This window comes from Methyloversatilis sp. (assembly GCF_030698125.1).
Classification (GTDB): Bacteria; Pseudomonadota; Gammaproteobacteria; order Burkholderiales; family Rhodocyclaceae; genus Methyloversatilis.
In genome coordinates this window covers 1-15000 of sequence record NZ_JAUYNV010000033.1, presented here as the reverse complement: position 1 = coordinate 15000, position 15000 = coordinate 1, and the positions used below count along the sequence as shown (strand labels likewise).

Below are 15000 nucleotides of genomic sequence, written 5' to 3'. Positions count from 1 at the left end.
TGCCGTGTTTCCCGACACTTGCCACTCAGTGCGAATTGCGCTCGCTCAACTTCTTCGCGGTCAGCAGTGCTGCGTCATAGTCGAACGCAGACAGCTCGCGCTGCAGGCGCCGTCCGGGCTCGCCCAGTGCATCGATCACCGACGACGACTCCCGCACCAGCACGCGGGCATGGGTGTCGCCGGCTTCGAGCAAGGGCAGCAGACTTTCGAGCAGGCGCTGCAGTGCCTGCGGATCGGGGTCAGCGACCGATTCGACCGATTCGACCGTTGCGGCTGGCGCACTGCGCGCCCCGCGCGTATCCAGCCAGCGCAGCAACATGCTGTAGAAATAAGCCGGTTCGACCGGCTTGGAAATGAAGTCGTCCATGCCGGCATCGGCACAGGTGCGCCGGTCTTCATCGAAGGCATTGGCGGTCATGGCGAGAATGGGCACAGCGCTCCACCCGGGCAACCGGCGCAGGCGGCGGGTCGCCTCGACGCCGTCCATGCGCGGCATCTGCATGTCCATCAGCACCAGGTCGTAGCGCACCTCGCGCCCTAGCTCCACAGCCTGAACGCCATCTTCGGCGATATCCGCGGCGAGCCCGGCTTCCTCCAGCAGGGCGAGCGCCACCTCGCGATTGATGGGGTTGTCTTCGACCAGCAGGATGCGCGCGTCGGCATAACGGGTACGCAAGCGGGCCGCCGCGTCGTCCGGATCCTCGCCGGCGACCGGCATTGCCGCCTGGCCGCCATGCAGCGCCAGCCGGGCGGTGAACCAGAAGGTGCTGCCCTGGCCCGGTTCGCTGGCCGCTCCGGCGTCGCCGCCCATCAATCGGGCCAGCTGGCGCGTGATCGCAAGACCGAGGCCGGTGCCGCCGTAGCGGCGGGTAGTGGATGCGTCGGCCTGCTCGAAAGTGCGGAACAGCCGTCCGAGCTCGGCCGGTGCAACGCCGACACCGGTGTCGCTGACCTCGAACCGGATCATCACCGTGCCGTCGACCTGTTCGGCGCCCTCGTCCACCGGCTGCGCAGTCAACGTGATGCCGCCGTGCTCGGTGAATTTCACTGCATTGCTGAGGTAGTTGAGCAGGGCCTGACGCAGGCGGATGACGTCGCCGACCAACAGCGGCGGCACGCCATCACTGCTGACGTGCAGGTACAGACCGCGTTCGAGCGCGCGTTCGAGCAACATGGACCTGATCTGGTCGAGCAGCGAATCGATGCGGAATTCCACCGCTTCGAGCTTGAGCTTGTCGGCGTCTATCTTCGACAGGTCGAGCACGTCGTCGATGATGTGGCGCAGATGGCTCGCCGCATCTTCGATCTTGGTCAGCCGCTCGCGCTGCACGGCATCGAGCGCGGTGCGCGACAGCAGATGGGCGAGGCCGACGATGGCATTCATCGGCGTGCGGATTTCGTGGCTCATGTTCGCGAAAAACAGGCTCTTCGAGCGGTTGGCCGCTTCGGCGACCTCTTTCGCGAGCGCCAGTTCCGACGTGCGGCTGAGCACCAGTTCTTCCAGCCGGTTGCGGTGGCGCTGCAGCTCTTCCTCCATGCGCTTGCGTTCGGAAATGTCCTGGGTGACCGCAACGTAGTGACTGATGTGCCCGTCCGGCTGACGGATCGGCGTCATGCCCAGGTATTCGAGCGCTTCCCGTCCGTCGGCGCGGCGCACCGTGAATTCTCCCTGCCAGGCGCGCCCCTCGTCGAGCGCCACCCACATGGCGCGGGTCTGGTGAGCGTCGTTCTGGTAGGACGGCAGGTACAACGTGCGCAGGTCGCACCCGATCAACGTGCCGCGCCCCAACCCCGACAGTTTCAGGTAGGCGTCATTCACATAGGTGATCCGTCCGGCCGAATCTGTGATGACGATACCGGCGGGGTTCTGCTCCACCGCCTGCGACAGCATGTGGATCGACTGTTCGGCCTGCTTGCGGTCGGTCACGTCCTGCAGCGTGCCGCGCAGGCGAACCACCCGGCTGCCGTCGCTGACCGGGGAACCGACTGCCCGTACCCACTTGCGGCGACCGGCGGCGCTGGTCATTTCAAGCTCAAGATCGTAGGGCTGCGCCGTGTCGATCGCCGCCCGGATGGCCGATTCGAGGCGGCGGCGATGATCCCCGTCGAAACGCTCAAGCCCGCTCGCCAGCGTGGCGTCGTCGCCGGGGGCGATATCGTGGATGCGCATGACCTCGTCGGTCGAGCTGACGCGCCCGCTGGCTACGTCCAGCGACCAGGCGCCGATATGCGCCATTTCGCCCATTTCGCGCAGCAGCTCTTCACGTTCCTTGAGCGCGCTGGCAACCGCCGTGCGTTCCGTGATGTCAGCCAGGATGCTGTGCGTGCAGACGAAGCGCCCCGCCACATCCCGCTGGATGCGACCCATCGTCCACACGACGACTTCCTGACCATCGCGATGCTGCAGCCGGACTTCGCGCTGTATCTGCCCCTTCTGCAGAAAATCGGCAAAGCGTGACGGAAATCTGTGCCGTGCCTCCGGCATCCACACGTCACTGAAGAGTCGGCCGATCAGCTCGTCACGGGCGTAGCCGATCAGTTCGCACAGCATCGGGTTCACGTCGATGAAGCGACCCCGCTCATCGAGCGACTGATAGGCCACCGGTGAATGTTCGAACAGCGAGCGGAAACGCGCCTCGCTCTCGCGCAGTGCGGCTTCGGCGCGGAAGCGATCGGTGATGTCGCGTGCCACGCCATACAGCCCGATCACGCGGCCCGATGGATCGTGCATCGGACCTTTGGTACTGAGGAAGACACGTTCGCCATCGGCGGTGACCAGCCTTTCTTCGAAGCGGATGACCTGGTTCTGCTGCATCACGCGGCGGTCGTTGTCCATCACCTGTTGCGCTTCGGCCGGCGGATGCACCGAGCGGTCGTCGCGACCGAGCACAGCGGCTTCGGTCGTATTCATCAGGCGACAGGATTCCGGATTGAACAGCAGATAGCATCCGTCGGTGTCCTTGGCGAACATCGGATCGGACGAACTGCTGACGAAGGAATCGAGCAGCGCCGTAGCCTGCCTGCGCTCGGCCTGCAGACGCATTTCACGTTCGAGAACGTCCATCGTCCGGCTGACCTGGCGGCGCATCAACAGATAAAGCGCCACCGCCGTGACGGTGACGAATAACCATCCCTTCAAGATGCTCAGACGGGTACGCGCTGCGCCTTCCGGCGTGACCATTTCGAGCGCCTGGTCGGACAGCAGTATCCACAGCCCCGATACGATCAGATAGCCGAGCACGACGTTGAGCACACCGCGACGGCCGCGCTGGCGCGCCAGCGCGAGATCCTGCCGCACCTGCTGCTCAGTGGCTGTCGGCATGGCGGTGCGCGATGTCCATGAAGTCGTCGTAACGAATGATGAAGGCATCCACCACGTCCGGGTCGAAGTGGACGCCGCGACCGGCGATGATTTCGCGCTTCACCTGGTCGGCCGGGAAGGACGCCTTGTACACGCGACAGGTGCTCAGGGCATCGAACACGTCGGCCAGCGCCATCAGGCGGGCTGACACCGGGATCCCCTCGCCGGCCAGCGCGTCCGGGTAGCCGCTGCCGTCCCAGTGTTCGTGATGCCAGTGCGCGATTTCCTTGGCCAGCGACAGGAAGCCGACCCGTTCGTCGCCACCTGACGAGGTGCTTTCGGATTCGGCCCGCTCGATTGCCTGTGCGCCGAGCAGGGCGTGGGTTTTCATCACCGTCCATTCGTCCGGATCAAGCTTGCCGCGCTTGTGCAGGATGTGGTCCGGAATGCCGACCTTGCCGATGTCGTGCAGCGGCGCCGAACGCACCAGCAGATTGATGTAGACCGGCGTCAGCGTGGGGGCGAAGCGCGGATGCGTGGCGAGCTGTTCGGCCAGCACGCGCACGTAGATCTGCGTGCGCAGGATGTGCGCACCGGTCTCCTGGTCGCGTGTTTCGGCCAGTTCGGCCAACGCGCGGATGCTGACCGCCTGGATGCGGTCGTTTTCCGTCATGCGTCGCGCCACCTCCTGCTCCAGCCAGGTGTTCTGGTCACGCAGCACGTCGCGCGCCAGCTTCGCCTGGAGCTGGGTGCGCACACGCGCCAGCACGACCAGCGGCTTGAGCGGCTTGGCGATGTAGTCGACCGCCCCGCGCGCCAACCCGGCCTCTTCGTCGCCTGCGCCGGCAAGTGCCGTGACGAAAATGACCGGAATGTCGCGCGTTGCCGGGTCGGCCCGCAGCGCATCGAGCACGGCATAGCCATCCATGCCGGGCATCATGACGTCGAGCAGGATCAGTGACGGCGCATCCGCGTCCTGCGCAAGCCGCAGCGCCGAGCGTCCGTTGTTTGCCGCCTTCACGCGATACCCCGCCGCACGCAGAAGGCCATCCAGCACTTCAAGGTTTTCCGGCATGTCGTCGACGATCAGGATGCTCGTCATGTCGGGTGCACCTGTTTCGCTCATGTGACACGTAGTGATTTGACTGGTTGGTTAGCTTGCACCGCGACTGCGCCGGTACGCAACCCGAAAACCGCCGGGCAGCAGGCAGTTTTCGATTTTTACTGAAAACGGCTGCCGACCGGGCTCGCGTGGAAGTCCCCGCGCGGGCAGGTTCGATTGCGGCAAGGGTGTCGGAGTGCTTTACAACTGACGGCCTGCCTGACCGCATTACAAATTTCCTTGCGTGCAAAGCATTGAAAACCAAGGCGGGCCCTCGCCCATGGCGCACATTTTGCTGCAGGGCGGCCATCACCCGCAGACACCCGGCCGGAGCGCACAAGCCAGGGTTCGCCTCACGCATCGATCACATAAAAGGAGCTTTCCAGTGGCATCCCTACGTCCATCCTTGCACACGACCGGCCTGCTGATCGCGCTGGCAGTCCTCCCGCTTTCGGCCGGCGCCGCAACGCTGGTGCAGCGCGGCCCTGACACGGCGCCCGGCACGGTCCAGACGGTGCTCGGCACCGGTCTGCAGTCGCTCAATCTGGATGGCACGCCATTCGTGTCTGCGGGCGGCGTCACCATCGTGTCGAAGTCCCAGGCCAATGACGGCGACGGTGTCATCCGCGTATTCAGTGAAGTCGATTCGCGCGGCGTGTCGGGCATACCGGACGCCCTGATCGGCAATGCCTTCGGCCAGGTACAGGCCACGGCGGCCGTGGTCGGCGAGTTGGACGGTGGTGCAGTCGATGTGACCTTCGTGTTCAACTTCGACGGCGCCTTTCACACCTACAGCGGCAATGTGTTCCACCTGTTGGGCGCTTCGCTGACCGTCGCCCTGCCCTCGTCCACGGTGGCATTCACCAATGTCGAATACGCCGCGGCCATGGATTTCCGCACCGACCTGCTCGATGCCGAGGCGCTCAACGCGTCCGGCAGCGCCGTCAAGCGCTACTTCGAGCCCGGCTTCGTGCAGGTGGTCGAGGATTTCGACGGCGCGAGCTACACGATCGGCAGCCAGGAAATGGACAACGTGGCAGGCGAGCTGCGGCTCACGATGAGCCTCCTTCCGGGCCAGAACTTCCAGCTGATCGCCAATCTGTTCACCCAGGTGTCGCCCGAGCCGCTGATTCCGGTCAGCGGAGGCCTCGATTACAGCCAGTCATGGGGCGCGGTCGATGGCTTCAATACCGGCACACTGAGCATCCTGCTGCCGCAGGGGTATGCCTTGTCCGGCGATGCCGGCCTGCTGACCAACGCCGCCGTCACGGCGCCGATCCCGGAGCCGGGCACCTGGGCGATGCTGCTGGCGGGACTGATGACGCTGTGGGGTACGGGCGCGTGGCGCACACGGTCACAACGTACGAGCGGACAGCACGCCGACCGCCTCCGCTGAGGCGGGCCGCCTTCCGGGTCAGACGGCCTTGCAGCGGCGCGCCGCGAAACCGATCAACCCGAGGCCCGCCAGCATCATGGCGACAGTCCGGCGTCCGGGAATCCCCGGCACGTTCGAGAATGACAGCGAGAGTGACGCTTAAACCAGCACGGCCTTGACCGGCCGGCGCAGGGACGATGGCAACGCCGGTCCGCGACCGAAACGCACCACCAGGTCGGGACGCTGGCCGTTCAGTCCGATCGCGGCGGCGAACTGCGGCCGGATCGATCGAACTTCAACGGGCTGGTTCAGGAAAGCGTTGCGGATGCCAAGCGCCGTTGCCTGCAGCGCGAACCGCTCGTAGCAACGACCCACCTCCACCCAGTGCGCCTTGTCGTCGGCCTGGCCGACGAACACGGCGATGCCGGCAGAACTGCGGATCTGGCGCACGTACTTGTCATTTTCGCTCTTGGGTGTGTAGAACCAGTCGAAGGCAAGCTCACCCAGCCACGCGGGTATGGACGGGTTTCCTGTCGACGCGCTGTACAGGCCATCCCGGGTACGAACCGCGTCGGGGCCATTGAACCGGATCCAGGACTTGAGTTCCTTGACGAACGCCGGGTCCACCATCTGGGCGGTATTGGCCTGAACGACATAGTCGAGCACGCGTTCCATGGACGGGCGATCCGCCCACAGCAGCATCTGCACACCGCTCGAAGTGCCGGCACGTTCGAGCAGGACCAACTCCTCCCTGGACAGCGGCTTGCCGTCATAGTCGCCACGCGTGCACTGCCGCGCATGAATCGCATCGAACAGGGGCGAGGCCTGGGCGGGTTTGGGTGCCAGCGTCAACCGGACGGCGTCGCGCATGACGTCGAAGCTGGCGACGGCCTCGAATCCATGGGCGGATGCGGCCTGGATCAGGTTCTCTGCAGCGCAGCCAAGCGAAACAAAAACATGGTGGTCGTCTGGATCGACGGCGGGGCACCGACGCGACAGGTCGGGAAGGATCGTGATCGCCCCCTCTTCGAGGGCGAACTTCCAGCATTGCGTGTTGTGACTCGATGGTGCAAGCGTCGCGCAGCGAACGAGTTCCTCGCTGAGCGCGGCGCCTTCGGTGCCGGCCACGGCGCCGACGCGCCAAGTTTGCGCCGCGACCGCCTCGTAGCCCTGGGGGTCAGGCTCCCGCGTGCAAGCCGACAACAGCGACGCACCGCCCAGGAGAGCCGGTGTCGACGAGACAAACTGCCTTCGAGAAAAGTTAACCACCGGAGTCTTCGATCCATGCAACGTGGGTGAATCGGTCCGCTTGAGGTCAACCGACATCCATGCTGGCACCTCGACGGCAGCGTAAACAAGTATGGACGCGCTGCCGCGATCGGTCTGTAGGTCACAGCACGAGCCCGGAATGCTCCGGCGCCCCCTCACTCCCACTCGATGGCTTCCGAGGGCTGGAAACCCGCATGAATGCAGCTTTATGGGATCTGGACATCCTACTTTACCGTCACTGCCAGCGTGAAGACGCCCGCTTGGTCCGCCTCCAATACCGCAGCACCGACCGGATGACCGCAGAGATCGCCTCCCGCGGCGCCCACGATTGCATATGTTTTTCGGATCGGTTGCAGGATGGCGCGCTGGCCTGGTCACAGGTGCAAGTCGGTATGCGCCTCACGCATCGGGACGCCTGTCGAAGAAGAAGCAATCAGGCAGGATGGCCGGGGCGATGTAGTCGATGTCCCTGGCTGACACGCCGCAGGCGAAGAAGCTGTCGCGCCAATGCCGGACGATATCGACGAGTCTATCGATTTGCCCGCGCGCCTCTTCCGCCGACAAGCCGAAACGCCCCGCCTGCGACAGGAGGTTGTAGAGGCTGGCCGTGCGACCGTAGTCGCCGACGGTCAAGGCCAGGTCGCGCCTCTCCAGGCTGACCACGGGTGCGGGCACGAGGTCGTAGGCCGGAGACAGCCGCCATCCCTTCTGCCTGCGTAGCAGAGCGTGGTTGCGCGGATGATCATCGTTGTTGGTCACGGCGGCATTGAAGACCATACGCCTGAAGAGTTCGGCACAGTCGGCTTCCGGCTTGTCGGACCAGCGGCGCAAGTTATCGGCCATCAACGGGTAGGACCAACGTTCCCGGTCCAGGTGGCTATCACCGCAGTCGAGCACGGTCAGGCCACTGACGAGACCGAAGCGCAGGTAACCCTTGTCGGTGTAGTCGCGATCGAACCGCTGCAGCATCAGCACGTCGCTCTCGCCAACGGGCTCGAGCCGCGCCTGTGCGACATTCAGGCCGCATCTCCGAGCCAGGTCGAGCGTCGCAAATTCGACCCGCTGCAGATTGAAGCGGTCATGTCTGGCGGGAAACTTGCCGAGCCAGAGACTTTGCGCGTCCTCGATCGTGGCCTTCGGCCGCGCACCACCCATGCTGGTGCCAGGATCGAGCTGTTCGAGCAGATGGGCGGCCACCGGGCGGCCCTCTTCGATCGCCTGTGTAGCGGCGATCAGCTCGGCCAACTGGTGCGTGCGGTTGTACTGGCGCCTGGGCGCGGGCGGTTCGGCTTTCAGCCCGAAGCTCAAGTACCCTGCCCCGTCTTGCGGACCCTGTAGCAGATAGTCGATTTCGTGGAGGTCAGCCGCGCTGCGCTCGAGCTTGTGTTCGATCACGCGCCGTCCCCAGGCGTCGGGGCCGGCGTCCCGAACCGCACCGGGAATCCCCTTGAGCTGGGTGAACTCGAAGACTTCCCTGGCAAGAGGCAGCTGGAACGGATCGAGTGCAACCGCCTCTTGGCGCTGAAGGTAGCGGTCGCCGTAGCGAAACCGCCCTATTTGCATGCCGTCGGGCAGCGTCTGCACCCTGAGCAGCGCTGCCGGCACCGTTTCCAACGTGCCGGGTAGCTGAATGTAGACATAGGCTTCGCGCTCAGAAGTCATAGTCGTCGATCGCCTTGCGGGCCTTGCCCGCCCGCGTAGGGCGGCGCGACGCTTCGAGCGCCTTGCCGTGGAGATCGCTGTCGGGATCCGCAACAGCGTCCAGAGACTTGTCCAGGCCGAGTGCCCACAGTACCGTGAAGCACACGCCGACCGCCGTACCGGGCTTGCCGAGTTCCAGCGCCGTGAGCGTGTTCCGGTTGATTCCCGCCTTGCTGGCGAGATCGGCGACCGACCAGCCGCGCCGGATCCGCGCCACCCGGATGCGCTGACCCAGCTGGACAACCTGCTCGGTGGCTTGTTGGGGCATGACAAATTTGCTCATTAAACCAGGCACTCCATGCACTCAACGCCCAATATATTGGGCTTTTACGACACCGAGCACAAGTCGAGCATGAGCGATAAAATCACCAAACCAGGCAAATAATCCGATAACGCCCAATATTCTGGGCATTTAATGATCAGATTTTCGCGCTTCCTTTCGCTGGGAAGGGAGCGTCGCCCGGTAGGTCCCTCCCTTGAAGAACACCGAAGAGGAGCACGATCGACATGCGACGCAATCGAGGCCGATCCGGCATCGCTGACCCCTTACATCCCACGCCAGGCGCCGCCCCTGCCTGAAGCGATTCTTTCAGTCGTGGCTGAAGTCTGATTCGCTCAGGGCCCGTTTCCGCGGATCAGCGCCCGGGCCGAGCGCTCAGTGCGCCGTCCAGCCGCCATCCACCGGCAACACAGCGCCAGTGATCGAGGCGGCATCGTCGCTGCACAGGAAGCACGTCAGCGCAGCCACCTGCTCGACCGTCACGAACTTCCTGGTCGGCTGTGCGGCCAGCAGCACGTCGCGGACGACGGCCTCGACCGTGATGCCGCGTGCCCTGGCGGTGTCCGGGATATGCGCGTCGATCAGTGGCGTCCGCACGTAGCCCGGGGCAACTGCGTTGACCGTGATGCCCGCTTCGGCCACTTCGAGCGCCACCGACTTGGTGAGCCCGGCCACGCCGTGCTTGGAAGCGACATAGGCCGACTTGTAGGGGCTGGCCACCAGCGCATGGGCGGAGGCGATATTGACGATGCGGCCGAAGCCCCGGCCCTTCATGGCCGGCAGGGCGAGTCGCGTGGTGTGGAAGACGGCCGTCAGGTTGATCGCGAGGATGGCATCCCACTGTTCGACCGGAAACTCGTCCACCGGCGCCACATGCTGGATGCCCGCATTGTTGATCAGCAGGTCGACGCAGCCGAACTCCGCCAGCGCCCCGGCCATCATGGCCTCGATCGCTTCGGGCCGGCGCATGTCCGCACCGTCGTAGCGGACCCGGACGCCGTAGCGCTCGGCGAATTCCGCCGTCAGCCGCGCAGTGGCGGCCGGATCGCCGAAACCATGGAGGATCACGTTGGCGCCCTGCGCGGCGAGGCCGTGAGCGATGCCCAGGCCGATGCCCGAGGTGGAGCCGGTGACGAGTGCGGTCTTGTCCTTCAGCATGGTGGCGGGGTCCCGGTGGGGTGAAAGAAACGTGCGCCGGTCAGACGACACCCAAGACTACGCTGTCACGTGCATTTCGGTGTGCGGCAACAGGCAACCGAAGACGGGTCGAAGAAAGGCTCACTTGCACCGCGGAAACCATCAAAGAATGGGACACGCGTGCGTTCCAACGCTTGCTCAAACAACAGGTCGTAGTTGGTGGTGAAAATTTCAACCGGGTGTTCGCGACCTATACCGCTGATCCAAGTCACAAACTCTGTGTACGGAGAAGGCCCCTCATGGAGCGGCTTGTTGACGATGGCACCGATCTGTTCGCAGACCGCCTCGCTCAGCTTCTTATACCCCTCCCCATCTAGGTCATGAACCTTCGTCTTTCCGATGACGCTGGCCAAACTACGCACCCGCGACAGGATCGTTTCGATATTCGGAGTATCAAACTCAGCCCGCACGGCATCCAAGGTCTTGCCGTAGGCGGGTGTCAGCGCCTGCACCACCATATCGGTGAGGCCCGCCACTGCAGGAATCAAGGGCTTGTCGCTGCCGGGCGGGAAGATGTCGGCTGGTGCCCCGCTCCGACCAGCAAGCCAATCCGTTTCCGCCCCTGGGCAATGATCTGCCGCAGACTGGCCATGTATTGATCGGAATTGTGGATGCTGACTGTCATGAGCTACCCCTCTTATGCGTTCTTCTACTTGATCGTTTATCCGATTCGAGCAAGGAGTTGCTCAATCACATCGCTCGCCTGCCGCTGCCGCAACGCCCTCGCCTCACGCTGCTCCGGCTCATCGCCCTCACCCAGCTCGAACTTGGCTACCGATACTGGGCCGTCCTTTCGATAGCCCTCGGTCTTTTCGTCGCCCGCGAAGCGGCTGCGCAGGGTCGCCAGCGAGGCTTCGACCACGGCACTGTGTTTGCCTGCAACCTCCTGACGAAAAGCTGCGGCCGCCGCGTCCAACCCTTCGGGTGCGTGCTCGATGCAATAGATCAGGTCATGCGCATCCTTGCGCTCGAAGCGCTGATCGAACGCAAACGACTTCAAGCACGTAAAACTGACCAGGTTGGCGTGCTTGACCTTCTCGGTTGCCACGCCGTTGCCGCCCAGCAGTTCGGCATGGATCTCGGTGACCTGATGGAGGTCAAAGACAATCGACGAATGCGGGATGTTCAACGCCGAGATCGTGCCTTCGGTCAGCAGCGGCTGCACCTTGCCGCCGGCGATATCAGGTGCATCTGCGAGCAACTCCAACACCATAAGTGCACCGTGTTCGGTGCGGGCTTGCCAACGCCAGGAGAGCTTCTTACCGGCGTCATTTTCGGCACGCTCGAAGCCCATCTTCTTGAGGTTGTCCTCCAGCGTGTGATACGCCTCAGTGTCAGCGAGGATCTGCAGGTCGATCACGATGTCGACATCGAGGGTGCCCGCATGCGCTGGGACCGCGGGCGGTCGAGCGGCGACCAGGTACCTCGGGGTGAGGCCACCGACCAGGTAGACCGAGTCCTTCCACGGCCCCAGTCCGCGCAGCAACGTCACGAGGACGCGTTCGCAATCGAGCGTGTACTGGTCGCTGTAGCCGTCGAGCGTTGCGGGTTTGGCCATCAGAAGCCGATCCTTTCCTTGCGTAGATGCTCGGCCATTTCCTTGGAGCGGCCTTCACCGCGCAGCAGATCGAGATAGACCTGTACCGGGCTGGCCAGCCACATGCCGCCGACTCGTTCGCGAAAGAGCAAGTCGCCGGGCGACTTAGCTTCGATGATGGCGAGGTTGGCGCCTTCGTCGACCACACGTGCGCCCAGTTCACCGATGGCCGCATCGGCGTTGGAGCCGCTCAGCAGCCGGGCGCGCACCTGGGAAACGCCGGAGAGGAATGGGGAATAGCGCTGTGCCGCGGCTTCGTGACTGATCGCGTATCCGGCTTCATGGGCGTCGAAGACTTCGCCGACCCGATCCAGCAACTGGTCTGCTTTAGTGGCCGGCACGTAATAGCGACGAAGGTTCGGGGGGCGGATCGATGCGAGTTGCTTCACCCAAGCATCCAGCAGAGCTGCGGGCTCGCGAAGATGGCGTTCCTTGCTCGGCCCTTGCCCGCGCGACACCAGCCAGTCGAAACGCTCAAGCTCCGTCAGCACCTGGGAGGCTGTGGCAGGTGACACCATTGCCCGTTTGGCCAGTTCCTTTACGCCGAACCAGTCCTGATGTTGGGCCAGCACGGCATGAAGCACTTGCGCGCGTCGCCCGGAAAACAGGGATCGAACCGACTTTGCGAGGGTCTTGGGCGGAGGCTTGTCGATGTAGAAGTAGGCCCCCGGCGCAGGCAAATACATGCTGCCGCCGCTGTCGTAGTACCCGACGTGCTCATCTCTGAGCAGTTCCTTGGCGCCGGGGGAGATGGACTCGGCGACCAGTAGTGACAGTGATTCCTTGCCGTGCCCCCTGAGCCGGCCGTAGCGGGCCTCTCGGAGCTGCCAGATCACCTGCCGAACGTCTCGCGGATACACGGCCTTCTTGGCCTCCACCAGCAGGATGAAGGACTTGCCCGCTACCTGCAGGTCGATCTGCGCGTCATACCCGCGATCGGCGGTCGAACCGATAGGCTCCAAATGATCCAGGTCTGCATGCACCTCCGGCAGCTCTCGGAGGGCATCGAGAAACTGCGTGATCAGCTGCCGTTCGGTCAGAGAAGACTCGAGTATCATGGGTCTAGCGGTTTTTTACTGTGCAGTAAATAAGCCGATCTTAGTGAAGATTCGGCGTTTCGACAATATTTACTGCGCAGTGAATATAGCGCTGCCGCTCTACGAGACCATGTCGGAGCGCTTGGACTTCCCAAAGCGTCACCCGGCATGGCCGGGTCGCGCTGTCGTGCTGCGCGCTCCGCTTGCCAATCCGGCAACGGGGCGTGGCGGGATGGGCTGGCTTGCTGTGCCCTTCTACCTACCGAGTCGTGAAGGTCTGCGCGCCCTACCCTACGCTAGACGAGTCCCACTCACGGCAATGTCGGTAAAAAATCGTCGGCAATCTACCGGGGGAATTTCGCCGTCAAAACTACCTTCAACAGAATTCGCTGCTATCACCGGAACTCTCGTTTTAGAGCCGGGCTTGTGTACGACAGCGCATAGCGCTCAACGACTTAGTGATTATGAATAAGTCATTGACGTCGCACGCATCAACGTTGACGGATATCGAAAAGCTATTGATTAATATAGGAAATCAAGCACCCGTCACTCCCACTCGATCGTCGCCGGCGGCTTACCCGATATGTCATACACCACCCGATTGATGCCGCGCACCTCGTTGATGATGCGGTTGCTGGTGCGACCGAGCAGGCTGTGCGGCAGTTCGGCCCAATGGGCGGTCATGAAGTCCTGCGTCTGCACGGCGCGCAAGGCCACGACCCACTCGTAGGTGCGGCCGTCGCCCATGACGCCGACCGACTTCACCGGCAGGAACACGGCGAAAGCCTGGCTGGTGAGGTCGTACCAGCTCTTGCCGCTGGCCGGGTCGATGGTGTTGCGCAGTTCTTCGATGAAGATGGCGTCGGCGCGGCGCAGCAGGTCGGCGTACTCGCGGTGGATTTCGCCGAGGATGCGCACGCCCAGGCCCGGGCCGGGGAAGGGGTGGCGATACACCATGTCGCGCGGCAGGCCGAGGGCGACGCCCAGTTCGCGCACTTCGTCCTTGAACAGTTCGCGCAGCGGCTCGAGCAGCTTGAGGCCGAGCTTTTCCGGCAGACCGCCGACGTTGTGGTGCGACTTGATCACCGTCGCCTTCTTGCTCTTGGCGCCGCCGGACTCGATCACGTCCGGGTAGATGGTGCCCTGGGCGAGGAAGGACGCGCCCTTGTGGCCGTCGCCGCCCGCTTTCAGTTTCGCCGCCTCGGCCTTGAACACCTCGACGAATTCGCGGCCGATGATCTTGCGCTTGGCTTCCGGATCGCTGACGCCCTTCAGGTGACCGAGGAACTGGTCGGACGCATCGACGTGGATCACCCTCGCATGCAGCCGGCCGACGAACATGTCCATCACCATTTGCCCCTCGTTCAGGCGCAGCAGGCCGTGATCGACGAACACGCAGGTGAGCTGGTCGCCAATGGCGCGGTGGATCAGCGCGGCGGCGACCGATGAATCGACGCCGCCGGACAGACCGAGGATGACCTCCTCGTCGCCGACCTGTTCACGGATGCGTGCAACCGCCTCTTCGATGTAGTCGCCCATGATCCAGTCGGCGGCGCAGCCGCAGACGTCAAGGACGAATTTGCGCAGGATGTCGGCGCCGCGCGCGGTGTGCGTCACTTCGGGGTGGAACTGCACGCCATAGAAGCGGCGCGCCTCGTCGGCCATGCCGGCGATCGGGCAGCTGTCGGTCGACGCCATCAGCTTGAAGCCGGGCGGCAGCTCGGTCACCTTGTCGCCGTGGCTCATCCACACCTTGAGCATGCCGTGGCCCTGCTCGGTGCGGAAATCCTCGATGCTGTCGAGCAACTTCGTGTGGCCGCGCGCGCGCACTTCGGCGTAGCCGAATTCGCGCACCGTGCCCGCCTCGACGCGCCCGCCCAGCTGCTGCGCCATGGTCTGCATGCCGTAGCAGATGCCCAGCACCGGCACACCCAGTTCGACCACCGCCTGCGGCGCGCGGTCGGTTTCTTCCTCCCAGGCCGACATGTGGCTGCCGGTCTGGATGACGCCCTGCGCGCCGAAGCCGCGCACGAAGTCGTCGCTGACGTCGGCCGGGTGGATTTCGCAATACACGTGCGCTTCGCGTACACGGCGTGCGATGAGCTGGGTGACCTGGGAGCCGAAATCGAGGATGAGGATCT

At 64.1% G+C, this 15000-nt stretch carries 11 protein-coding genes; 1 reads left to right on the top strand and 10 read right to left on the bottom strand.

All coding sequences use genetic code 11. The features are described from left to right. Window positions 1-25: 25 nt before the first annotated feature. Together Q8Q80_RS13180 and Q8Q80_RS13175 are read right to left on the bottom strand one after the other, a co-directional pair. Window positions 26-3322: a PAS domain S-box protein gene (locus Q8Q80_RS13180; RefSeq protein ID WP_305633349.1), complete on the bottom strand. Its 3297-nt coding sequence runs from the start codon at window positions 3320-3322 to the stop codon at window positions 26-28. Next, window positions 3306-4403, bottom strand: coding sequence for a two-component system response regulator (locus tag Q8Q80_RS13175; RefSeq protein WP_305633348.1), 1098 nt, complete (start codon window positions 4401-4403; stop codon window positions 3306-3308). The genes Q8Q80_RS13180 and Q8Q80_RS13175 overlap by 17 nt, the downstream gene beginning before the upstream one ends. Window positions 4404-4788: 385 nt before the next feature. On the opposite strand from Q8Q80_RS13175, the gene Q8Q80_RS13170 reads away from it, so the two are divergent. After that, entirely contained in the window at window positions 4789-5799 is a 1011-nt protein-coding gene (locus Q8Q80_RS13170) for a PEP-CTERM sorting domain-containing protein (RefSeq protein ID WP_305633347.1), read from the top strand. Between the two features lie 138 nt (window positions 5800-5937). Here the strand turns inward: Q8Q80_RS13170 and Q8Q80_RS13165 are convergent, their stop codons facing one another. From Q8Q80_RS13165 to guaA, 8 genes are all read right to left on the bottom strand, one after another. After that, window positions 5938-7104, bottom strand: coding sequence for a hypothetical protein (locus Q8Q80_RS13165; protein WP_305633346.1), 1167 nt, complete (start codon window positions 7102-7104; stop codon window positions 5938-5940). A 342-nt stretch (window positions 7105-7446) separates the two neighbouring features. Continuing rightward, window positions 7447-8709 (bottom strand): type II toxin-antitoxin system HipA family toxin, encoded by a 1263-nt coding sequence (locus Q8Q80_RS13160; protein ID WP_305633345.1) that lies wholly within the window; start codon window positions 8707-8709, stop codon window positions 7447-7449. Then, window positions 8699-9031, bottom strand: a complete 333-nt coding sequence (locus tag Q8Q80_RS13155; protein WP_305633344.1) for a helix-turn-helix transcriptional regulator — start codon at window positions 9029-9031, stop codon at window positions 8699-8701. The genes Q8Q80_RS13160 and Q8Q80_RS13155 overlap by 11 nt, the downstream gene beginning before the upstream one ends. Before the next feature lie 372 nt (window positions 9032-9403). After that, complete coding sequence (locus tag Q8Q80_RS13150) at window positions 9404-10186, bottom strand: 3-hydroxybutyrate dehydrogenase (protein ID WP_305633343.1); 783 nt, start codon at window positions 10184-10186, stop codon at window positions 9404-9406. Between the two features lie 65 nt (window positions 10187-10251). Beyond that, window positions 10252-10701: an SIR2 family protein gene (locus tag Q8Q80_RS13145; RefSeq protein WP_305633342.1), complete on the bottom strand. Its 450-nt coding sequence runs from the start codon at window positions 10699-10701 to the stop codon at window positions 10252-10254. A gap of 185 nt (window positions 10702-10886) precedes the next feature. Then, the gene (locus tag Q8Q80_RS13140) at window positions 10887-11783 is read right to left on the bottom strand and encodes an antitoxin (RefSeq protein WP_305633341.1); all 897 of its coding nucleotides are present in this window, start codon (window positions 11781-11783) and stop codon (window positions 10887-10889) included. Next, a complete protein-coding gene (locus Q8Q80_RS13135; protein WP_305633340.1) occupies window positions 11783-12880 on the bottom strand; it encodes a hypothetical protein in 1098 nt (365 codons plus the stop codon). The genes Q8Q80_RS13140 and Q8Q80_RS13135 overlap by 1 nt, the downstream gene beginning before the upstream one ends. Before the next feature lie 525 nt (window positions 12881-13405). After that, window positions 13406-14998 (bottom strand): glutamine-hydrolyzing GMP synthase, encoded by a 1593-nt coding sequence (gene guaA / locus Q8Q80_RS13130; RefSeq protein WP_305633339.1) that lies wholly within the window; start codon window positions 14996-14998, stop codon window positions 13406-13408. Window positions 14999-15000 lie beyond the last annotated feature (2 nt).